General features: G+C 69.0%; 20 protein-coding genes and 1 pseudogene. 15 read left to right on the forward strand and 6 right to left on the reverse strand.

The features are described from left to right. The first annotated feature begins 10 nt into the window (after positions 1-10). The 6 genes and pseudogenes from KCQ71_RS05365 to KCQ71_RS05390 all read left to right on the forward strand — a co-directional run bounded on the left by KCQ71_RS05365 (position 11) and on the right by KCQ71_RS05390 (position 4,968). Positions 11-1,288 carry an AGE family epimerase/isomerase gene (locus tag KCQ71_RS05365; RefSeq protein ID WP_223403953.1) on the forward strand — a complete coding sequence of 426 codons (1,278 nt, stop codon included), beginning with the start codon at positions 11-13 and terminating at the stop codon, positions 1,286-1,288. A gap of 78 nt (positions 1,289-1,366) precedes the next feature. Beyond that, on the forward strand, positions 1,367-1,942 hold the full coding sequence (locus KCQ71_RS05370; protein ID WP_223403623.1) for a sugar O-acetyltransferase: 576 nt from the start codon (positions 1,367-1,369) through the stop codon (positions 1,940-1,942). A gap of 196 nt (positions 1,943-2,138) precedes the next feature. Next, entirely contained in the window at positions 2,139-2,651 is a 513-nt protein-coding gene (locus KCQ71_RS05375; protein ID WP_223403625.1) for a hypothetical protein, read from the forward strand. 323 nt (positions 2,652-2,974) lie between these two features. Beyond that, a complete protein-coding gene (locus tag KCQ71_RS05380; protein ID WP_223403627.1) occupies positions 2,975-3,580 on the forward strand; it encodes a hypothetical protein in 606 nt (201 codons plus the stop codon). Continuing rightward, positions 3,573-4,343 carry a hypothetical protein gene (locus KCQ71_RS05385; protein ID WP_223403636.1) on the forward strand — a complete coding sequence of 257 codons (771 nt, stop codon included), beginning with the start codon at positions 3,573-3,575 and terminating at the stop codon, positions 4,341-4,343. The genes KCQ71_RS05380 and KCQ71_RS05385 overlap by 8 nt, the downstream gene beginning before the upstream one ends. Positions 4,344-4,489: 146 nt before the next feature. Continuing rightward, positions 4,490-4,968 (forward strand): annotated as a pseudogene (locus tag KCQ71_RS05390) (DUF2397 family protein). 80 nt (positions 4,969-5,048) lie between these two features. On the opposite strand, the gene glnA reads toward KCQ71_RS05390, so the two are convergent. Beyond that, positions 5,049-6,473, reverse strand: a complete 1,425-nt coding sequence (glnA, locus tag KCQ71_RS05395; RefSeq protein ID WP_223403639.1) for a type I glutamate--ammonia ligase — start codon at positions 6,471-6,473, stop codon at positions 5,049-5,051. A 162-nt stretch (positions 6,474-6,635) separates the two neighbouring features. On the opposite strand from glnA, the gene KCQ71_RS05400 reads away from it, so the two are divergent. From KCQ71_RS05400 to KCQ71_RS05410, 3 genes are all read left to right on the forward strand, one after another. Continuing rightward, complete coding sequence (locus KCQ71_RS05400) at positions 6,636-7,028, forward strand: RDD family protein (RefSeq protein ID WP_223403641.1); 393 nt, start codon at positions 6,636-6,638, stop codon at positions 7,026-7,028. Between the two features lie 32 nt (positions 7,029-7,060). Further along, a complete protein-coding gene (locus tag KCQ71_RS05405) occupies positions 7,061-7,906 on the forward strand; it encodes a class I SAM-dependent methyltransferase (RefSeq protein ID WP_223403643.1) in 846 nt (281 codons plus the stop codon). A 187-nt stretch (positions 7,907-8,093) separates the two neighbouring features. Continuing rightward, positions 8,094-9,299, forward strand: a complete 1,206-nt coding sequence (locus tag KCQ71_RS05410; RefSeq protein ID WP_223403645.1) for an NAD(P)/FAD-dependent oxidoreductase — start codon at positions 8,094-8,096, stop codon at positions 9,297-9,299. Positions 9,300-9,429: 130 nt separating this feature from the next. Here KCQ71_RS05410 and KCQ71_RS05415 read toward each other — a convergent pair whose 3' ends face one another. The 4 genes from KCQ71_RS05415 to KCQ71_RS05430 form a co-directional block, all read right to left on the reverse strand. Continuing rightward, positions 9,430-10,143, reverse strand: a complete 714-nt coding sequence (locus tag KCQ71_RS05415) for a DUF4191 domain-containing protein (protein WP_223403648.1) — start codon at positions 10,141-10,143, stop codon at positions 9,430-9,432. Between the two features lie 54 nt (positions 10,144-10,197). Next, positions 10,198-11,199 (reverse strand): lipoyl synthase, encoded by a 1,002-nt coding sequence (gene lipA / locus KCQ71_RS05420; protein WP_223403649.1) that lies wholly within the window; start codon positions 11,197-11,199, stop codon positions 10,198-10,200. Positions 11,200-11,293: 94 nt separating this feature from the next. Beyond that, the gene (gene lipB, locus KCQ71_RS05425) at positions 11,294-11,989 is read right to left on the reverse strand and encodes a lipoyl(octanoyl) transferase LipB (protein WP_223403651.1); all 696 of its coding nucleotides are present in this window, start codon (positions 11,987-11,989) and stop codon (positions 11,294-11,296) included. Positions 11,990-12,072: 83 nt separating this feature from the next. Then, positions 12,073-12,876: an aminotransferase class IV family protein gene (locus tag KCQ71_RS05430; protein WP_223403653.1), complete on the reverse strand. Its 804-nt coding sequence runs from the start codon at positions 12,874-12,876 to the stop codon at positions 12,073-12,075. A 26-nt stretch (positions 12,877-12,902) separates the two neighbouring features. Between KCQ71_RS05430 and KCQ71_RS05435 the strand changes: the two genes are divergently transcribed. Next, positions 12,903-13,298 (forward strand): MerR family transcriptional regulator, encoded by a 396-nt coding sequence (locus tag KCQ71_RS05435; protein WP_223403655.1) that lies wholly within the window; start codon positions 12,903-12,905, stop codon positions 13,296-13,298. A 9-nt stretch (positions 13,299-13,307) separates the two neighbouring features. Here the strand turns inward: KCQ71_RS05435 and qcrB are convergent, their stop codons facing one another. Then, a complete protein-coding gene (qcrB, locus tag KCQ71_RS05440; protein WP_223403657.1) occupies positions 13,308-14,945 on the reverse strand; it encodes a cytochrome bc1 complex cytochrome b subunit in 1,638 nt (545 codons plus the stop codon). 202 nt (positions 14,946-15,147) lie between these two features. On the opposite strand from qcrB, the gene KCQ71_RS05445 reads away from it, so the two are divergent. The 5 genes from KCQ71_RS05445 (at position 15,148) to KCQ71_RS05465 (ending at position 20,840) form a co-directional block, all read left to right on the forward strand. Continuing rightward, positions 15,148-15,942: an SDR family NAD(P)-dependent oxidoreductase gene (locus tag KCQ71_RS05445; RefSeq protein WP_223403659.1), complete on the forward strand. Its 795-nt coding sequence runs from the start codon at positions 15,148-15,150 to the stop codon at positions 15,940-15,942. A 177-nt stretch (positions 15,943-16,119) separates the two neighbouring features. Then, on the forward strand, positions 16,120-17,121 hold the full coding sequence (locus KCQ71_RS05450) for a LacI family DNA-binding transcriptional regulator (protein ID WP_223403661.1): 1,002 nt from the start codon (positions 16,120-16,122) through the stop codon (positions 17,119-17,121). Between the two features lie 200 nt (positions 17,122-17,321). Then, positions 17,322-18,239 (forward strand): ABC transporter permease, encoded by a 918-nt coding sequence (locus tag KCQ71_RS05455; protein WP_223403663.1) that lies wholly within the window; start codon positions 17,322-17,324, stop codon positions 18,237-18,239. Beyond that, positions 18,236-19,147, forward strand: coding sequence for a carbohydrate ABC transporter permease (locus tag KCQ71_RS05460; RefSeq protein WP_223403665.1), 912 nt, complete (start codon positions 18,236-18,238; stop codon positions 19,145-19,147). Before KCQ71_RS05455 ends, KCQ71_RS05460 begins: the two co-directional genes overlap by 4 nt. Positions 19,148-19,211: 64 nt before the next feature. Beyond that, positions 19,212-20,840, forward strand: coding sequence for an extracellular solute-binding protein (locus tag KCQ71_RS05465; RefSeq protein WP_223403667.1), 1,629 nt, complete (start codon positions 19,212-19,214; stop codon positions 20,838-20,840). Position 20,841: the final 1 nt, after the last annotated feature.

Consider the following 20,841-nt stretch of genomic DNA (forward strand, 5'->3'; position numbering starts at 1 on the left):
CGTGAACGTGATGGACGACGGCGGCCCACCGGTGGAGCGTACGGGTGCGGGTGGGGAGGGGGTACTGATCGACTCCCCGGGGCATCGGCTCCGCCTCGACCGGGAGGCCCGCCGACTGCTGGAGTTCGGGCGCGCCGCGCGGCTGCCTGAGGGCGGCTTCGGCTGGCTCGATGCGACGGGCGTGCCCACGCCGGGGCGGCCCAGGATGCTCTACGTCACCTGCCGGATGACGCATGCGTTCGCGCTCGGCACGCTGCTCGGGGTGGACGGCTCGGCCGAACTCGTCGACCACGGCTTGCAGGCGCTGCGCGGGTTGTTCGGGGACCGGGCGCACGGAGGCTGGTTCACCTCGGTGGGTGCCGACGGGCCGGCCGACGACCGCAAGTGGTCCTACCCGCACGCCTTCGTGGTGCTCGCTGCTGCGAGTGCGGCCACGATCGGCCGGCCCGGCGCCACCGAGCTGCTCGACGACGCCCTGCACGTCATGGCGGAGCGCTTCTGGGACGAGGAGGCGGGCATGGTGGTCGAACAGTGGGACGTCGGCTTCACTCGGCTCGACCCCGAGCGTGGGGCCAATGCGAACATGCACGCCGTCGAGGCGTTCCTCGCCGCGTGGGCGGCGACCGGCCGGGATGTGTGGCGGGACCGCGCCCTACGGATCGGCTCGCGGATGGTTGACGTGGCACGCCGGCACGAGTGGCGCCTACCGGAGCACTACGACGCGGCCTGGCACCCAGCCTTGGACCGGTACCGCGACCGTCCGCGGGACCCGTTCAAGCCGTTCGGCGCCACACCGGGTCACGGCCTCGAGTGGGCGCGGCTGCTGGTCCAGCTGCACCTCGCCTACGAGTCAGCCCCGGGCGGTTCGCCGGCCTGGCTGATTCCGGCCGCGGAGCAGCTGGCCGACGCAGCCGTGCGGGACGGCTGGCACGTCGATGGCGCCCCCGGCTTCGTCTACACCGTGGACTGGGAGGGTACTCCGGTCATCCGGAGCCGCCTGCACTGGGTCACCTGCGAGGCCTTGGGCGCCGCCGCGATGCTCTGGCAGGTGACCGGAGACGAGCGGCATGCCCGCCGCTACGAGACGTGGTGGGCCTACGCCGAGCGGTACCTGATCGACGAACTCCGGGGCTCATGGCACCATGAACTCGACGAGCACAATGCCCCGAGCGCCACGATCCGTGACGGCAAGGCCGACGCCTACCACGCACTCCAGGCGGTGCTCCTGCCGAGGTTGCCGCCGACCGCCGCCGTGGCTCCCGGCGTCGCCCGGCTACGGGCTCATTGACCCGGGACGCGTGAGACTGGCTGACGGCCGTTAGGGTGGCGTTCGGAGTGCTGGACGACCCGAGGACGGAGACCACTAATGGAGTTGCCGGGCTTTCTGGACCACGTGGCAACCGGCGCTGTCATCGGCGGCGGTTCGCCAGCGCACGTGATGATGCACCAGGTCGCGCAGGACGCGCTCCGGATCGTCGCCGAACTCAACACGGGTTATCACAACGCGGACGAAGTGCGCGCATTTCTGTCCGAGTTGACCGGACGGACGATCGCCGAGTCTGTCACCGTCTTCCCCCCGTTCTACTGCGAGTTCGGCAAGAACCTGACCTTCGGCGAGAACGTCTTCGTCAACATGGGCTGCACCTTCCAGGACACGGGCGGGATCTCGATCGGGGACGGCTCGCTCATCGGGCACGGCAGCACCCTGACCACGCTGAACCATGGCGTCGACCCGGCCCGGCGCGGCGACATGATCCCGGCGCCGGTAGTGATCGGCCGGAGCGTGTGGCTCGGCGCCAACGTCACGGTGGTGCCGGGTGTGACGATCGGGGACGGCGCCATCGTCGGGGCGGGCGCAGTGGTAACCAAGGACGTCCCCGCGAACACGATCGTGGCCGGGGTGCCGGCCAGGGTCGTCCGGCAGACCGGGTTCGACGCCTAGACCTGCGGGCGGTCATCGGATCCCGGGCTCCGCAGCACTCGGGCAGTGCTGCGCATCGCGGGCCGCGCGTGATGGGCTCGCGCCCGGATACTCTGCGGCAGCCGCCGCGTTCTCGGAGGGTGACAGTGCCGAGGCCGACGTCCAGTTCGGAACCGAACCGCCCGCCTCGTTCTGCCAGGCCGAAGGGGCGTTGCCGGTGGCCGTGGCAGGCGCCTGGCTCACCTCGGTGCAGAATGAGGCTCTGCGTTTGGACGTCTACCTGGTGGCCGTCGCCCCGGCCCCGGGCGAATCCGAATGGACCTTCGAGGGCGTCCCGCTGTTCGAGCAGGGTGACCCGGTCGTGACCCTGCAGTACGTGGTCACCAACGTGGGGGAGGAGGATCTGGTGCTCCCGAACGGGGATATGCGCATCAGCCTCAACTATGCGGACAGCGGCCACTCGGCCACTCCCAGCGAGTTCTTCTGGGAACTCGTGGAGAGCCAGGGTGTGCCGAACAGTCCCATCGACTTCACCGCCACGGCCGGTGAGACGGACTGGAACCTGCCGATCGGTCCTGGCCGCTCGGTGTCCTGGGCCGAGGCGTACTGGTACGACGAGGGTGCGGATGCGTTGTTGAGCCTCGAACTGAACGAGTTCGTCGACGGCGAGATGGACGGCGACCGGTACGTGATCGATGCCGAGACCGACCTGGTTCTGAGGGCTCCCTGACGCCGGCAAGCGCGAAGCGCCGCCGACCCGAGCAACCTCGAACCAGCGGCACCTCGTGAGCGCTACGACTCAGATGTCGTAATACATTTCTAATGTGGCTCTGACCTGCGCAAACGCAGCGAAATCCGAGTCTGGGGCCGCGCTGGGGCCGCAACCCTAGGGGTTCGGGCGGCGATGCGGCAACGAGTCGATTCTCTACGGTACGAGTTCCAGCACTTCACTGGCGAGGCTGGTCAGACAACTTCGCATATGCGAAACTGTCTGTCATGAGTCTCCTCGGTGTATCTGAGGCCGCAGAGCGGCTGGGGGTATCCACGCGACGCGTGCAGCACCTCGTCGCGAGTGGAGACCTGCGCCAGGTGGCGCGCGGAGTCGTCGACGAAGTCTCGGTCGAGCGTCTGATCGCGGTCCGCGGCGGCTCACACGTCCGGGCCTGGTCGGAGGCGACAGCTTGGGGAGCGGTGGCAATCCTGTCGGGGGCAGAGGCTGACTGGATGGGGGAGCGGCAGCGCTCGCGCCTGAGGGCGCGGCTGCGTACGTTGTCCGCGGTCGAACTCGTGGAGCGTGCCCGTGGCCGGGCCGTTGTGACTCGCTACCGCGCCCACTCGAGCGCCGGCAAGTACCTCGTCGCGGCGGTGGTCTATCCAGTGAACGTGGCTGGCCGTCTTGGTCTCGCCGAGACGAGCGCCATCGACGGGTATCTCGCCGTCGATGGCATTGCCGCCGTGGTGTCGCGTCATGGGTTGATCCGCGACGACGCGGGTCGAGTCACTCTCCGCGCCACGACCATGGATCTCGACATCGTGCGTGACCTGTGTGAACGCAGCGTGCTCGTCGCAGCCCTGGATCTGGCGGAGTCCCTCGACGTACGCGAGCGGCGGGCGGGCCTCGCCGCGCTCGACGGCGTTCTGGAGGGCTGGCGTGGCTGACCGTCTCACCATCGATGTGCCGAGCCCCGTGGGCGGCTGGGGTGCGCCGTGGCCGAATGTCGCCGAGATCGAGGCCGTGCTGCCGCACGAGAAATGGACGCTTGTCGGCGGACTCATGGCGCAGCTCCACGCCATCCATCGAGGCGTCGACGCGATCCGGCCGACGAACGACGTGGACATCGTGCTCCACGTCGAGACCACGCGCGGCATCGCCGCGGAGGCGGCGAACGCACTGGAGTCGATTGGTTACGCGTTCACCCCATCGATGGACGATCGAAACGCCATCGCACACCGCTTCCTCCGAGGCGACTCACGGGTTGACCTCGCGACCAGTGCGGATGTCGTCGACGTGCTGGTCGCCGACCACGCCGCACCCCGCGTGATCGCGAAGCTGCGTGGCAAGGACATGATGGCGATCGAGGGCGGAACCCAGGCGCTGCGGCGAACCATCAACGCGCGTCTGCAGATCACGTCCGAGCGAATGACCACGGTCAGCGTGCCATCTCCCTTCGGTGCCCTCATCCTCAAGGCGGCGGCCTACCAGACAGACTCGCGCGACAAGGAACGTCACCTCCAGGATGCGGCCCTCCTGCTGTCGGTCATCGAGGATCCTTACGCGGAGCGCGACCAGTTCGCTGGGTCCGACAAGGCTCGGTTGGCGGTGCTCGCGAAAGCCATGCCCGACTCCGCGCGGCCGTGGCGTGCGCTCAGTGCTGATCGGAGAGCGGACGGCCAAGTCGCGCTCCGAATTCTCACTGGCTGAGTCTGCGTGGCCCGACGTGGGCGGACTCTCAGTTGGTTCAGGCGAGTGTCGGTGGTCTCACATAGCGTGCGTGGTGTGTAGGGGTCAGCGAGCGGACGCTCTACCGGTACGTCACGGCCGAGAACGCGGCCGAATACCCGCAGCTGATGCGGCTGTTCACCGAGACTCTCCTCAACGACCTGTCCGCGGCTGAAGCGCACGAGGCTCTCCTTCGCACCGTGCCCGGTACGGCTCTGTCGTTTGACGACATCGAGCACCGCTGCCGACAGCTGGTGACGTGGGGAACCTCGTACCGTCCGTCCGTGACGCCCGCGTCGCCACGGTCAGCGAGTGGCTTCGTGCCAGGTCCCGATACTCGGCGTCAAAGCTCGGCGGTCGAGTACACCGCCAGGTCGACAATGTTCTTCGTGCCTCCGACGGTGCCCGCGAGATTGCGCGCGAGTTCCAAGGCAGCACCGTCCAGACTCTCGAACGCATCCTTGCCCACCTCGACGCCACGCCACTCGACGGTGACGCCCTCGCCGGCGACGTGACGACCGTGTTCAAAAACCAGCGATTCTTCGCCGAGTCCGCAACAGACTTATACGCGTTCGTCCAGGGCAGAACAACGAAAGACGGCCCCTGACTCTGGAAGACGTCGAAAGACGTTCTCGCAGGTCAGGGGCCGTCTATGACAGCTGTTGACAGGGGCTGAAGCCCCGGGTCTCAGATGTCGTAGTAGAGCTCGAACTCGTGCGGGTGCGGGCGCAGCCGCAGGGCGTCGACCTCGTTGGCGCGCTTGTAGTCGATCCACGTCTCGATCAGGTCGGGCGTGAACACGTTGCCCTCGGTGAGGTAGTCGTGGTCGGCCTCGAGGGCGTCCAGCACAGCCGGCAGCGAGTCCGGCACCTGGGCGATCTGCGAGTGCTCCTCGGGGGGCAGTTCGTACAGGTCCTTGTCGACCGGCTCCGGCGGCTCGATGCGGTTCTTGATGCCGTCGATGCCGGCCATCAGCATCGCCGAGAACGCGAGGTAGGGGTTGGACGACGGGTCCGGCACACGGAACTCAACCCGCTTGGCCTTCGGCGAGGTACCGGTGACCGGGATCCGGATGCACGCGGAGCGGTTGCGCGCGGAGTAGACCAGGTTGACCGGGGCCTCGAAGCCGGGGACCAGGCGGTGGTAGGAGTTCACCGACGGGTTGGTGAAGGCGAGCAACGACGGGGCGTGGGCGAGCAGGCCGCCGATGTACCAGCGGGCGAGGTCGGACAGGCCGCCGTACCCGCGCTCGTCGTAGAACAGCGGCTCGCCGTTCTTCCACAGGCTCTGGTGGGAGTGCATGCCGGAACCGTTGTCACCGAACAGCGGTTTGGGCATGAAGGTGGCGGACTTCCCGGCCTCCCAGGCGACGTTCTTGATGACGTACTTGAACTTCATCACGTCGTCGGCGGCGGCGCGCAGGCTGTCGAAGCGGTAGTTGATCTCCTGCTGGCCGGCGGTGCCCACCTCGTGGTGCGCGCGCTCGACCTCGAGGCCGACCTCCTGGAGCTGGGTGACCATGGCGTCGCGCAGGTCCGCCATCTGGTCGTTGGGGGAGACGGGGAAGTAGCCGCCCTTGAAGCGGGTCTTGTACCCGAGGTTGCCGCCCTCCTCCTCGCGGCCGGTGTTCCACGCGGCCTCGTTGGAGTTGAGGTAGTAGAACGAGTGCTGCGCGCTGGTGGAGAAGCGCACGTCGTCGAAGATGTAGAACTCGGCCTCGGCGCCGAAGTAGACGGTGTCCGCGATGCCGGTGGAGGCAAGGTAGGCCTCGGCCTTCGCCGCGATGTTGCGCGGGTCGCGGGAGTAGGGCTCGTCGGTGAACGGGTCCACGATGGAGAAGTTGACCACCAGGGTCTTCTGCGCACGGAACGGGTCCACGAACGCGCTGGAGACGTCCGGCACGAGCTTCATGTCCGACTCGTGGATGGCCTGGAAGCCGCGGATCGAGGATCCGTCGAACATCAACCCCTCGGTGAAGGCGTCCTCGGTGAAGGCTTCGACCGGAATGTTGAAGTGCTGCATCACCCCCGGCAGGTCGCAGAACCGGACGTCGACGAACTTGACGCCCTGCTCCTTGGTGAAGGCAATGGCCTCCTCGGCAGTACTGAACATCCGTTGCTCCTTGATCTAGGACACCCGTCCTGGGTTCGGACACACGGTAGGGGCGCGGCATTTCCCTACCGTGACCCGTATGTGTCCGCCATGTTAAACGCCGAGGCACCTGCGCCGTCCGGCTGTCTCGTCCGGCCCGGCGCGGTACTACGCTCTTGAGGCATGAGTGGTGGACCCGCCGGGACGAAAGGCAGAGCAACATCCGACGGCGCAGCGAACGTCGCGAACGCGCCGCTCGGTCGGCGTCTGGTCGCCCTGGCGCTCGACTGGGCTCTCGCGAGCGTCATCAGCTACGCGTTCCTGGACTATCACCCGCTCGCCACGCTCGGCGTGTTCGCGGTGATGACGTACCTGCTCGTGGCGACCCTAGGGTTCACCATCGGGCACCGGTTCCTCGGCATCGGGGTGCGCGGGATCGAGGGCGGGGCACCCGGTCCGGTGCGCGCGGCCGTCCGGACGTTGGGGTTGTGCCTCGTGTTCCCGCCGGTGATCACCGGACCGGACGGGCGCGGGCTGCACGACATCTGGGCGAAGACCAGGATCGCTCGGCTCTGACCAGCCCGTCGGGGGCGCCCTACCCTTGCCGGATGGGCAACGAGGGCATGCGTGAGGTCTGGGCGTCCGGCTCCGCGGGTTGGGTGCGGCACCAGCGCATCTACGACGCCGCGTTCGTGCCGTTCACGACGGCGGTGCTCGCCGCTGCGGGACTGGCTCCCGGTCAGCGGGTCCTCGACGTGGGCTGCGGCACCGGCACCCTGCTCGAGGCGGCGGCCGCGGCCGGTGCACACCCGGTCGGCGTCGACATCTCCGACGCCATGGTCGCCGCGGCTCGGCTCCGGGTGCCTGGAGCCGCTGTGATCGTCGCCGACGCGCAGGTCGACGACCTCGCCGCTGCGGCGCCCGGCGCCCCGTTCGACAAGGTCGTCTCCCGGTTCGGAGTGATGTTCTTCGCCGACCCGTGCGCCGCCTTCGCCAACCTCCGCGCGGCCGCGGCGCCGGACGCCCGCCTGGCGTTCGTGTGCTGGCGCGAGGGGGAGCGGGACCTGTTCGAGGTCGGCCTGCGCTCGCTCATGGCGAGGCTCGAGGACCCACCCGGCCCACCGCCGTCGGGCGTTCCGGGCCCGTTGGGCCTCGGCGAGGAGGCACACGTGCGCCGGGTACTCGCGGACGCGGGCTGGCGTGACGTGGCGGTCGAGCCGGTCGACGGTTTGTGCGACTACGGCGTGGACGGCAGCGACGGCGTGGCGGAGCGGCTGGCGATCGTGCTCGGCGGGCAGGCCGGACGAGCCCTGCGCGCCGAACTCGAACCTCGCCTCGGCCCCGCGGGCTGGGACGCCGCGCTCGAGGACGCACGTCAGGAGGTGCGGGAGCGGATGGTCGACGGCGTCGTCCAGTTCGTCGCGCACGCCTGGTTGGTGACGGCGACCAACTGACCCTGAGTGGCCACACGGCACGGTCGTATGGGTGTCCCACTCCTGACGGCTGGTCGAGTGTGCTGAAGTGGCAGCCACTTCAGCACACTCGCGCAAAGGTGGCGTACCGCACACGGACCGGCCGCCGTCGGGCATTTACTGATTCGTTTGCCGGACCTGACGCCGCCCTCGATGCGAACATGACCCGGTGACCAAGACCGGATTGCGGGTGGTGATCCTCGGCGCCGGTTTCGGTGGCCTGGAGGTGGCATCGAAGCTCTCGGAGGCGCTCGGCGAAGGCGTGGACACCACTCTCGTCGACCGTGCGGAGAGCTTCGTGTTCGGGTTCTCGAAACTCGACTTCATGTTCGGGCGCACGAGCGCCGAGCGGGTACAGCTGGCGTACGCGGACGTCGCCCATCCGGGCGTGCGGATGGTGCGTGCCGAGGTCGTCGGCATCGACCCGGTCGCGCAGACCGTCGCGCTGGACTCGGGGGAGACGCTGGAGGCGGACGTCCTCGTGGTGGCGCTCGGCGCGGATCTCGACCCGTCCGCGACGCCGGGTCTGGTCGAGGCGGGACAGGAGTTCTACACGGTGCCCGGCGCGATCGCCGCACGGGATGCGCTCGACGCCTTCGACGGCGGCCGGGTGGTGATCGCCGTGACGTCGACGCCGTTCAAGTGCCCGCCCGCGCCGAGCGAGACCGCACTGCTGGTGCACGATTTCCTGACCGAGCGGGGTCTTCGCCGGCGCTCGAGCATCGACCTCGTGATGCCGCTGCCGAGGCCGATCCCGCCGTCGCCGCTCGCCTCGGCGGCGATCCTCGCGGCGTTCGAGGAGCGGGGGATCGGGTGGCACCCGGGTTCGTTGGTGCGCTCGCTTGATCCGGCGCGTCGGGTCGCGGTGCTCGGCGACGGCGAGGAGATCGGCTTCGACCTGCTGCTCGCGGTACCCAAGCACCTCGCGCCGCCGGTGGTGGTCGAAGCCGGGCTGACCGAGGACGGCTGGATCCCGGTGGACCCGAGGACCCTGCGCACGAAGTTCCCGGACGTGTTCGCGATCGGGGACGTGACCAGCGTGGGCACGCCCAAGGCGGGGGTGTTCTCCGAGGGCCAGGCGAAGGTCGTGGCCGCACAGATCATCGCGCGGGCCGACGGAGGCACCTCCGACGCCGAATACGGCGGGCAGGGCATCTGCTACATGGAGTTCGGCGGCGGACAGGTCGCGAAGGTGGACGTGACGTTCCTGCCCGGGCAGGCGCCGTTCGGTGGGATGGACGGTCCGTCGCTGCCGAATGGAGTGGAGAAGCAGCGGTTCGGGGCGGACCGGGCGCGACGCTGGTTCGGGCGGGACTGGGCGCCGGTGGAGGCTGGCCGCCAGGGTCCGGGCGAGGAATTCCTCGCGAGCGAGTGATCCCGCGGCGCACAACCGGCTTGGGCCGCGCGACCGCGCCCTCGCGATAGCGGGCACCGCAGAAGTGCGCGCGGGGTGGATCAGCGGTCAGCTCGGGAGACCGACCGTAGCCGGGGCAGACTGAGCCGGCTCAGCGCCCCCGCATCCCCTTGCGGTCCGGCCGCGCCTTCCGCGGGTCCACGCCCTTCGGGATCGGCAGCATGTTCCGGTGCAGCGCGCGCAGCCGCTTGGAGACCTCGGCCACCTCGTTCTTGGTGAGTTTGCCCTTCTGCCGCTGCACCTTGGAGGCGATCTTCGGCAGCGGGATCTGCCCCTCCTCCTGCCCGCACTCGAGCAGCACGAACGGCACGTTCGGGATCACGCGGGCGGTGCGCCGGCGCTCGTTCTCGAGCAGCTTCTTCACGCGGTGCGGCGGACCCTCGGAGATCAGCACCACGCCCGGCTTGCCGACTGCGCGGAACACCATGTCCTGGGTCCGCGGGTCGATCACGACCGGCTCCTCCTCGATGTTCCAGCCGCGCTTGATCGTGCCCAGGGCAGCCGAGACCGCGCCGGGCTCGCCCTCGATGCGCTGGTACGCCGTCGACTCCGCCCGCCGGGCGAGCAGGAACATCGCCCCGAGCAGCGAGAACGGCAGCGCCAGGACCGTGAAGTAGACCTGCTGGTTGAAGATCACACCCAGCCCGAAGCCGACGGCGGTGCCGCCGATGATGATCAGCAGCAGCAGCCAGGTGATCGACGGCTGCGCCTCGCGGACCATCTTGTAGACGTCCCACAGCTGGTGATACCAGCGCTTCTTCTTCGGTTTCGGGGCAGCCGCGTCGGGGGATGAGTTCTTCGCCATGATGGGGTCAAGCCTACCGGTCGCGCGAGGGGGCTCAGGGCGCCCCGACGGCCGTCACCGGTGCAGCAGCGAGGCCGCCTCCTGGCGGGCGGTGGTCGGCTCGGTCAGGTGCTGGAGCGCCTCGGGGACCGCTTGGCCGCGGCGGGCCATCGCCTGCCCCCACAACCGGCCGGCCCGGTACGACGAACGCACCAGCGGCCCGGCCATCACGCCCAGGAAGCCGATGTCCTCGGCCTCCTCCGACAGCGCCACGAACTCCTCCGGCTTCACCCAGCGGTCCACCGGGTGGTGCCGCAGCGAGGGACGCAGGTACTGGGTGATCGTGATCAGGTCGCAGCCGGCGTCATGCATGTCCTGCAGCGTGGACGCGGCCTCCTCGAACGTCTCGCCCATGCCGAGGATGATGTTCGACTTCGTCACGAACCCGGCGTCCCGAGCCATCCGGATCACCTCGAGCGAGCGCTCGTACCGGAACCCGGGGCGGATCCGCTTGAACACCCGCGGCACCGTCTCCAGGTTGTGCGCGAGCACCTCCGGCCGGGACGAGAACACCTCGGCGAGCTGGTCGGGGTCGGCGTTGAAGTCCGGGATCAGCAGCTCGACACCGGTGCCCGGGTTCACCTGGTGGATCTGGCGGACGGTCTCCGCGTAGAGCCAGGCACCGCCGTCGTCCAGGTCGTCGCGGGCCACCCCGGTGACGGTCGCGTACTTCAGGCCCATCGCCTGCACCGAGGCGGCGACCCGGCGCGGCTCGTCGGCGTCGAAGGCGTCCGGCTTGCCGGTGTCGATCTGGCAGAAGTCACAGCGGCGGGTGCACTGGTTGCCGCCGATGAGGAACGTGGCCTCGCGGTCCTCCCAGCACTCGAAGATGTTCGGACAGCCCGCTTCCTCGCAGACGGTGTTCAGACCCTCGCGGCGCACCAACTGCTTCAGCTCGGTGTACTCCGGTCCCATGGTGGCGCGGGTCTTGATCCACTCGGGCTTCTTCTCGATCGGGACGGCGGAGTTGCGCGCCTCCACCCGAAGCATGCGTCGTCCCTCTGGCGCGATGGTCACCCGGTTCACCCGTTTCTGCATCGGTTTGATTGCTTCTTGGTCACACTACGACCCGCCCTCGGTTCACGCCGCGTGCCGCGGGTGCGTGGTCCATCTAGTGGACGACGGCGGCGCTCGCCTCGGTCTGTTCGCTCACCGCGCCAGGGGCGACGGCGGCCCGCACCGCCGCGAGGTTCCGCGCCAGGTGTGGGGTGAGCAGGTCGGCGCACTCGGTGACGCTCACGTGCCGGCCGAGCAGCTGCGTGAGCGAGATCACACCGGCGTCCTCGATCCCGCAGGCCACGATCGCGTCGAACGCGGCGAGATCAGGGCACGCGTTCACGGCGACGCCGTGCATCGTCACGCCCTTGGCCACGCGCACCCCGATCGCCGCGAGCTTGCGGTCCTGGCCGCCGTCGACCCCCAGGACCCAGACCCCGCTGCGCCCCTCGACGCGTTCGGCGGCGACGCCGAGCTCGGCGCACAGGTCCAGGACCGACTGCTCCAGCACTCGCACATACTCGACCACGTCGACGGGTTCGACGAGGCGCAGGATCGGATAGACCACCAGCTGCCCCGGGCCGTGCCAGGTGATCCGGCCACCACGGTCCACGTCGACCACCCGGGTGCCGTCGGTGGGCCGGTCCCACTTCGCGGTGCGCTTGCCGGCCGTGTAGACGCTCGCGTGCTCGAGCAGCAGCATCTCGTCCGGGCCGCCGGCGACCACGCGGTCGTGGATGGCTCGCTGCTCGGCCCAGGCCTGTTCGTAGTCCACGAGCTCGGAGCCCAGACCCCAGCGGTGCGTCAGCATGACAACACCCTAGGACTCGATTCGCGCGGTACGGGCTCCGACTTCCGGGCGCACTCCTGTGAGGGTGTTGCCGTCGCCGACAATCACACGCGCAGTGCAGGCTCATCCTGGTACGCCTGATGAAGCAGCGCGGCGAAGCCCGGATCCACGGCGAGGAGGCGCTCGCCCACGCTCGCGACCAGGATCGCTGGGGTCCACGAGTTCATCACCACGGCGGACATCCGCGCGGTGAGGTCCTCGGGGCGGATCTCCCGGGTCAGCTGTGGCACCCCGCGTGCCGTGAGCTGACGGCCGAGGATCTGCATCGTGATGCCCGTCAGGACCTCCGCCTGCGGCCAGATCACGGACTGCCCGTCCCAGAACGCCAGGTTCCAGATCGTCGCCTCGCTGAGCCGCCCGGAGCGGTCGGCGAATGCGGCGTCGTCGAAGCCTCGGGAGTTCGCCTCCCGCAGGAAGAGGGTCTTGGCGATCTCGCCGACGTGCTTCACGTGCGGCAGCACGCGTTCGTGCGTCACGACGTCGAGCCGCAGCGGCCCGCTCGGTGGGTCGGCCGGCGCGGAGACCCGGACGAGCACGTCGAGATCGGCGGGAGTTTCCGCGGGCATGAACTCGCCCGGACGGGAGGCGACGAAGGCGGTCACGGACGAGTCCGGCGGTCCCGCGTCGATCGCGGCCCGGAGGTACTCGCGGATCGTCTCGTCGGGGAGGTGGTGGTCGAACATCTCGTCGCTGGCGCCGTGCAGCCGGGCCAGGTGCCGGTCGAGGCCGCGGACGGACCGGCTGCGGACCTGCATCGCGGTGAAGTGGGCGTAGCCTGCGAAGGCGAACGGCGCCAGCTGCCCAGCGGTGGCGGGGGAGCCGTTGAGGTGGACGATCTGCGTGGTCATGGTCTCGAACCTAGGAGTTGACACCAGTGTCAGGGGCAAGCCGCGGGCCGGACGAGCGTGTTCGCATCGGTGAGCTCGCCGCGCGCACGGGGGTGAGCCCGCGGCTCCTGCGCTACTACGAGAGCCAGGGGCTGATCGTCGCGGAGCGATCGGCGAGCGGGCAACGACTCTTCGCGGAGACCACGGTCGGCGTGGTCCAGCACGTGCGGCTCCTGCTCGAGGCGGGACTGCCCACCCGCGTCATCCGCGAACTGCTCGACTGCATCCGCGATCCGGGGCGACTGGACCCCTGCGCCGTGCCCATCCTCGTCGAACACCTGCGCGTCCACGACGAGCGGATCGCGAACCTGGTGAGCACCCGCGACACACTCCAAGGGCTGATCGACACCTCCCGGCCCTTCAGCGGAGTCGACTCGCGGTGACGCGCGGCCTCACCGTGAATCCTCGAGAACGCGGCCCCGTTCGGCTGTCTCCACTGCGTTGACTGCATCCCGGTCACGGGCAGCGAGCAGTTCGGCGGGGGTGACCGGAAGGATGCGATCCCGGTAGAACCAGCGGGAGAGACGAACACGAACGCGCCTCCGCCACCGGACGCGTCCGTTGGCGTCCGGCTCGAGCGTCAACGGTTCTTCTGCCTCGTAGTCGACCAGCCGCCACCGCTCGTAGTCGTTCAATGGCCGATGCAGCTCGATGTATTCACCCGTCGAGGTCCGGACGACTCTGCCGGTTTCATGGCCGTGGAGCACGAGTTCTCGATCCTTTCGTTGGAGTCCGATGCAGATGCGCTTGGTCAGGACGAACCCGAGCACGGGGCCGAGCAGGAGCGCGATCTGGAGTGTCAGCACGAGTCCCTCGAAGGCGACCCCGAACTGCAGCGCGATGGTGTCGATTCCGGCCGCTGCCCAGAGAACGCCGTAGAAGATCATTCCGGCGACTCCGATTGCGGTGCGGGTCGGGGCGTTGCGCGGTCTGGTGGGCCTGTGGTGCTCGCGTCGGTCGCCGGTGATCCAGCGTTCGATGAACGGGTAGAGCATGGCTGTCATCAGGTACAACCCGGACACCGCGACGGGCACGAGGAGCCCAAGGACCCAGGTCCCACCCATCCAGACGAAATCCCAGCCCGGGGGAACGAGCTTCTGCGCTCCGTCGAGGAAGGCCAGGTACCAGAGCGCGCCGGCTCCGGCAGAGGTGTTGCCCGGATCTGCCGGCCCGTAGTCCCAGATCGGGTTCACGGTCACCAGCGCGGCCATCAGGGTCAGGCTGCCGAACACGATGAGGAACAGGCCTCCTCGCTTCGTTGCGGCTCCGCCCGGACGACGCCGGACCACGCGCTCGGATCCGTGTCCAGGTCCGGGGCGAGCGGGCCGGCTTCGTGCACCGAGGACGGCATACATCGCGATGAGCGCCACGATGATGCCCGGCAGGATGAACGCGTGGACCGGGTACAAGGTGGCGATCGCGCCGCTCGGGAACTGTCCCTGGAACACGAGGCCCGACAGCCAGGTGCCCACCACGGGGACGCTCTTGAGCAGCCCGTCGAGCACCGCGAGGCTGCTCCCGGAGAGCATGTCGTCGGGAAGGATCGCGCCGGTCAGACCCGCGCCCAGGCCCGCGAACAGGACGCCGAACCCGATGAGCCAGTTCTTCACCCGAGGCCGGCGGAACTCACCCGTGAAGAAGACCCGCAGGATGTGCAGCAGCAACGCGGCGATCATCAGGTTGGCGCTCCAACGGTGGAGCTGGCGCATCAACAAGCCACCGCGAACCTCCAGCGAGATCTCCAGGCTCGATTCGTAAGCGCGTGACATCTCGACGCCCTGGAGGGGTCCATACGGGCCGTCATAGATCACCGGAGTGACGGAGGGGTCGTAGAAGAACGTGAGGAAGGCGCCCGTGAGCGTGCACACGACGACACTCGCGACAACGATCTGACCGAGCAGCAGCGACCACTGATCCGTGAATGCGTGCACCCGCCAGGACGTGATGATCGTGCCCAGCCGGGTTCGCTGGGCGAACCGATCCGCCAGTCGGTCCATGATCTGACTGCCCTTCGCGCTTCCTGCGCTCACGTGGCACCCACTCCGTTCGCTACTCGATGGCCGGCTCGTGGAGCCGGTTACATGGATGACGCCGTAGCTGGGCGGTTTGTGACGCCCCGCCGCAGATGCGAGACGATCGTCACAGCGGAGGTGCATGGTGCTGCGGCTCTGCTGGCGGCCCTGTGCCGCGTCGTAGGCTCGGAACCGGTCGCGATGGGTAAAGGAGGCAGGGATGGTCTGGATCCCGAGCACCGAGGGCACAGGAGCCGATCCGCTGCGGGACGGAGGGGCATCGGGCGGTTCCGTCGTCGTCACCGGCGGCAGCGGGGGCATCGGAAGGGTGATCGCCGATCACCTGGCCGAGAGCGGCCAGGTGGTGACCCTGGACCCGGCCCCGGCCACCCACACCAGTGCCCGGATCCAGCACGTCCAGGCGGACGCCGCCGACGCGGAGGCCTGTCGCGAGGCCGCCCGGCTCGCGGAGACCCGCGGCCCGCTGCGCGGCTGGGTGAACAACGCGGCGATCTTCTCCGATGCCGGCCTCGCCACCGCGAACGCGACGGAGATCGGCGCCCTCATCACCGCCAACGTGAGCCTGGCCCTGGTCGGCACCCACACCGCCGTGCGCCACTTCCTCACGCACGGCCGCCCCGGTTCGATCGTCAACGTCTCCTCCCACCAGTCCCAGCGACCCGTCCGTGGCGCCCTGCCCTATGCGACCGCGAAAGCCGCGGTCGAGGGCCTCACCCGCGCGGCCGCCGTCGACCACGGGCCGCAGGGGATCCGGGTCAACGCCGTCGCCCTCGGGTCGATCGCGACCGCGCGCTACGAGGAGTACCGGCGCGCCCATCCCGACGTCGATGCCCAGATGGCCGTGCTGCATCCGCTCGGGCACGTCGGCAGGCCCGTCGACGTCGCGGAGGCGGTCGCGTTCCTGCTGTCCCCGCAGTCCGCGTTCATCACGGGCGTCGTGATCCCGATCGACGGCGGACGGTCCGTGCTCGGGCTCGACCCGGAGGCGCGCTAGCGGCCGCTGGAGAGCATGCGTGCTCCCACGCTCCCACTCGAATGTACGCGGTTACACTCGGGCCGGTCGGAGACCTCGACCTCGGTATGCTCTGCGGGTCAACGCTCGCGAGGCCGGGGCGGAAGGGAGCGGACGATGGGTCGACGAGGGCGCGTAGCGCCGTCGCAACGGGTGCGGATGGCAGATGTCGCGGAAGCCGCCGGTGTCTCCCGGGCCACGGTGTCCAGAGTGCTCAGCCACGATCCCGCCGTTGTCGAGGCCACCGCCGCAGTTGTCCGGGAGGCGATCGAGCGGCTGGGTTACCGGCCGAATCGGGCGGCCCAGGCGCTCATGGGCGCGAGCAGGACCCTCGGCGTCATCTTCGGCGAGCCACCGGACCGGGCAAGCGCGTTGCTGTTGCGCGGTATCAACGAGGCCGCGACCTCGAAGGGGTACGCGCTCACGGTCGCGATCGCCACAGACGCGGGCGGCGAGGAGCTGCGACGGGGCCTCAACACAATGGTCGAGCAGTCGGCGGCCGCGGTCATGGTGCTGCCGGCGACCAGGCTCAACGCAGACGTGCTGGCGGCGGCGGACGTACCCTTCCCGATCATCAGCACCACCGATCTGGGACCAGGCTCGCCGTGCTCGGTTGCCGCACTGGATGAGCTGGGCGCCGTCGACGCCGTGGTGGGGCATCTGCAGGAGATCGGCAGGAACCGGATCCTGCACATCGGAGCCCGCCACGAGACGCTGGTGTCACAGTTCCGGCGCGGCGGCTGGCAGGCGCGTGTCGACGAGGCCGATCTCTTCGAGATGGCCGACGAGTGGAGTGCTCGCGGAGGCTACGAGGCCCTGCACCGGGCGGTGGCGCGCGGTGCTCGTCCGGACGCAGTCTTCGCTGCCAGTGACGAGATGGCGCTCGGCGCCATGTCCGCGGCGGGCGAGCTCGGTCTGCGGGTCCCGGAGGACCTGGCGGTCGCCGGATTCGGCGGGCTTCCGGTCACCGAGTTCTACGGCCCCGGGCTCACGACCGTAGCCACGGCGCCCCAGGAGCGCGGCGCCTTGGCCTTTGAGGAATGCATGCGGCGGCTGTCGGAGCCGGACAGCCCGCCGGCACACCGGCTGCTCGAGGGCGAACTGGTAATGCGGCCATCCACCGTTCCGGCGGGCGGTTCGCCCGGGGTGTCCGGCCTCTAGTCCGGACCCGGGATCGGCGCCCGCCCCGGCGTTTGACCACGCGGTGGCCGCAGTCGCCAGGGCATCGCCGTGGACCGCCGGCTGAGGCGACGTTTGACAGTCCGTCCGGGTGCCCGTTAAGTTGCACGCGACCCGCGATGATCGCGCGTTCATTGGCATAGACACTTATGTTCTTCACAGGCAATGGAGCTGTTGTACGCGTGAATTCCACCAAACGGGCGGCCCGGCTGCGGCGCAGCGCCCCCTTGCTGGCGCTGGCGGCACCGGGTGTGCTGCTCCTGCTGGCCTTCCAGTACTACCCCCTCGTCGGCAACGTCATCGCCTTCAAGGACTATCTGCCGTTCGTCGGGGTCTGGGAGAGTCCATGGGTCGGCCTGGAGAACTTCGAGCTGATCGCGCGCGGTGACCGCCGGTTCGTCAATGCGCTCACGAACACCCTGATCATCACGCTCGTGCAGGTGCTCCTGGTCTTCCCGGTGCCGATCGCGCTGGCCCTCGCGCTGAACTCGATGGTCTCGGATCGGATCAAGCGGATCGTCCAGTCGGTGCTGTACCTGCCCCACTTCCTGTCCTGGGTGATCGTCGTGGCGGTCTTCCAGCAGTTCCTCGGCGGTGCCGGGATGCTCAACAACTTCCTACGCGCCAACGGACTCGACACGTTCTCGCTCATCGGCAACGCCGATCTGTTCATCCCGCTGGTGACCAGCCAGCTGATCTGGAAGGACGCCGGCTGGGCCACGATCCTGTTCCTGGCGGTGCTCTCCCAGGTCGACACTTCGCTGTACGAGGCGAGCACGATGGACGGCGCCGGACGGTTCCGGCAGATGTGGCACATCACCCTGCCGGCGCTCAAGGGGATCGTGATCCTGCTCCTGATCCTGCGCCTGGGCGACGCGTTGAGCGTCGGCTTCGAGCAGATCATCCTGCAGCAGCCGGCCGTGGGCATCGAGGCCTCCGAGGTGCTGGATACCTACGTCTACAACGCGGGCATCGTGGATGGCAGCTGGAGTGAGGCGACGGCGGTCGGCCTGGTCAAGGGCGTCGTGTCGGTCCTGCTGGTGCTGGGTGCGAACAAGCTCGCGCACCTCTTCGGGGAGGACGGGCTGTACCGATCATGACGAACTCAACACGCAACGTCCGGCGCAGCACCCTCATCAACGGTCAGCAGCGTCCGTCACCCGTCTCCAGCGTGGTCAAACTGCTCGTATTCGCGATCGCGTGCACGCTCGTGGTGCTTCCGTTCGCCGCGATCATCGCCACGTCACTGGCACCGTCGGCGCAGGTGACTGCGGCGGGCGGGATGGTGCTCTGGCCCGAGCGGCTCGACATCTCCGCATATCAGGCGATCCTGTCCGGTGGCGTGGTCACCCGCGCGCTCGGCGTCAGCGGCATCATCACGATCCTCGGAGCGGTCCTGTCGCTGACGGTCTCCTCGATGCTCGCCTACGCGCTGACCAGGTCCGCGCTGCCGGGGCGCCGAGCGATCACGTTGCTGCTGATCTTCAGCCTGTTCTTCAACCCGGGCATCATCCCGATGTACCTCGCGGTACAGCAGTTCGGTCTGCTCGACAGTCTCGCCGCGCTCATCGTGCCGACCTGCCTCAACGCGTTCAACGTGATCGTGCTGCGCGCGTTCTTCGGCAACCTGCCCAAGGACGTCCTCGAGGCAGCCGAGATCGACGGGGCCGGCGAGGTGACCATGCTCGCCCGCATCGTCCTGCCGCTGTCGAAGGCAGCGCTGGCCGTCATCGGCCTCTTCTACGCCGTCGGGTACTGGAACTCCTTCTTCTCGGCGCTGCTGTACATCAATGACCCCAAGTTGTGGCCGCTGCAACTGGTGCTGCGGTCCTACGTCACCAACGACAACCAGATCGGCACCGCGGACGTCGCGTCCGGGATCCTCCCGGCCCAGGTGACCATGCAGATGGCGATCCTGGTGGTCTCGATCGTGCCGATCGTCTGCGTGTATCCGTTCCTGCAGCGCCACTTCGCCAAGGGCGCGCTCACGGGTGCCGTCAAGGGCTGACGCCGGCAATCGACGCACCCCCCAGTTCTCAGTCCCACACCACACACCATGGAAGGACGGACCCATGTCCGCGCACCCCCGTCACCCCTCCCGTCGAGCCGTCCTCACGACCGGTCTCGGGATCGCCGCACTGGCCGGCATCTCGGCCTGCTCGAGCGACTCCGACGGTGACAGCAGCACCAGCCAGGGCGGCTCGGGCGGCGGCTCGGCGGCTGCCTTGCCGGCCTACATCCCGTACGAGGGCGTCGAAGCCGATCTCCCCGTGCAGGACGGACGCACGTCGAGCGGCTTCTTCGCCTACCCGGCCGGCCCGGCCACGATCTCGACGGGCACCCCCGGCGACGGCGAGCCCATCACGGCGATGGGGCCGACCTCGTTCGCGCTTCCACCCGCCATGGACCAGAACGCGTTCTGGCAGGAGATGAACGAACGGCTCGGCTCGGAACTGCACATCACGTTGACCCCGGGCGGTGAGTACGACGCCAAGTTCGCGACCACGGTTGCCGGGCGCGCGCTGCCGGACTTCTTCCACGTGGGCTCGACCCAGTCCCTGCCGCAGTTCATGGCCTCCGAGGCAGCCGACCTCACCGACTTCCTCAGCGGCGACGCCATCGCGGACTACCCCGGCCTGGCGAACATCCCCACCGCGTCGTGGCAGGACTGCATCTTCGACGGCCGGATCCGCGCCATCCCGATCCAGCGCGGCTTGGTGAACCTGCCGACGCTCTTCGCCCGCCAGGACCTGCTGGAGGCCGCCGGCATCACCGCGACACCACAGAACTTCGAGGAGCTCAGCGACATCTCGAAGGAGCTCACTGGCGGGAACACGTGGGCCTGGGGGAGTCTGCCACTGGCCTACGCGCGTGCCACGGTGGACGTGCCGAGCTACTGGATGATCGTCGACGGCACGTTCACCAGCACCCTCGGCGACGAGCGGCACGAGCAGGCGCTGGAGGCCGTGCGCGCCCTCCAGGATGCGGGCGTGGTCAACCCGGATGCGGCGTCCGCACCGACGTCGACGAGGAAGGACTGGTTCGGTGCCGGCAGGTCGATCTTCCACGAGGACTCCTTCATCGCCTGGTTCAGCCTGTACGTCCAGCACGGCTCCGTGCCGGGGCTGAACATCCAGGCCCTACCGGTCATCGGGTTCGACGGCGGCACCGGGACCCAGTTCGTGCCGAACCCGAACTACGGGATCACCGCGATCAGTGCGGGCTCGGCCGACCGGGCCGAGACCCTGCTGCGGGTGGCCGACTACCTCGCGGCCCCGTTCGGCACCGAGGAGTACCTGTTCTGCAAGTTCGGCATCGACGGCGTCAACTTCGAGCTCGAAGGCTCGGACCCGGTGCCGACGGATGCCGCGAGCGAGGTGAACATCGGGTCCCTCTACATCGCCGACGCCGCGCGGGTGATCTATGCGCCCAACCGCGAGGCCGTGGTGCAGGCTGCATGGGACCAGCAGAACCGGGTCACCGAGAAGTCGTTCCAGGACCCGACGCTCGGGCTGTACTCCGAGACGGCCAGCCGCAAGCTCGCGTCCCTCGAGGGCGCACTGGGGGACGCCGAGCTGGACATCATGCTCGGGCGCCGCCCGGTCAGCGACTGGAGCGCCGCCGTCGAGGAGTTCAATGCCGGCGGCGGGGCGGACATCCTCGCCGAGTACCAGGCGGCGTACGACGAGCTGCAGGGGTGAC

Source organism: Occultella gossypii (assembly GCF_019947135.1).
Taxonomy (GTDB): domain Bacteria; phylum Actinomycetota; class Actinomycetes; order Actinomycetales; family Beutenbergiaceae; genus Occultella; species Occultella gossypii.

Coding starts and splice junctions, on each gene's coding strand:
- KCQ71_RS05365 (WP_223403953.1), top strand. CDS start 11: ATGGACGACGGCGGCCCACCGGTGGAGCGTACGGGTGCGGGTGGGGAG.
- KCQ71_RS05370 (WP_223403623.1), top strand. CDS start 1,367: ATGGAGTTGCCGGGCTTTCTGGACCACGTGGCAACCGGCGCTGTCATC.
- glnA (WP_223403639.1), bottom strand. CDS start 6,473: ATGTTCAGTACTGCCGAGGAGGCCATTGCCTTCACCAAGGAGCAGGGC.
- KCQ71_RS05400 (WP_223403641.1), top strand. CDS start 6,636: ATGAGTGGTGGACCCGCCGGGACGAAAGGCAGAGCAACATCCGACGGC.
- KCQ71_RS05405 (WP_223403643.1), top strand. CDS start 7,061: ATGGGCAACGAGGGCATGCGTGAGGTCTGGGCGTCCGGCTCCGCGGGT.
- KCQ71_RS05415 (WP_223403648.1), bottom strand. CDS start 10,143: ATGGCGAAGAACTCATCCCCCGACGCGGCTGCCCCGAAACCGAAGAAG.
- lipB (WP_223403651.1), bottom strand. CDS start 11,989: ATGCTGACGCACCGCTGGGGTCTGGGCTCCGAGCTCGTGGACTACGAA.
- KCQ71_RS05430 (WP_223403653.1), bottom strand. CDS start 12,876: ATGACCACGCAGATCGTCCACCTCAACGGCTCCCCCGCCACCGCTGGG.
- KCQ71_RS05445 (WP_223403659.1), top strand. CDS start 15,148: ATGGTCTGGATCCCGAGCACCGAGGGCACAGGAGCCGATCCGCTGCGG.
- KCQ71_RS05450 (WP_223403661.1), top strand. CDS start 16,120: ATGGCAGATGTCGCGGAAGCCGCCGGTGTCTCCCGGGCCACGGTGTCC.
- KCQ71_RS05460 (WP_223403665.1), top strand. CDS start 18,236: ATGACGAACTCAACACGCAACGTCCGGCGCAGCACCCTCATCAACGGT.
- KCQ71_RS05465 (WP_223403667.1), top strand. CDS start 19,212: ATGTCCGCGCACCCCCGTCACCCCTCCCGTCGAGCCGTCCTCACGACC.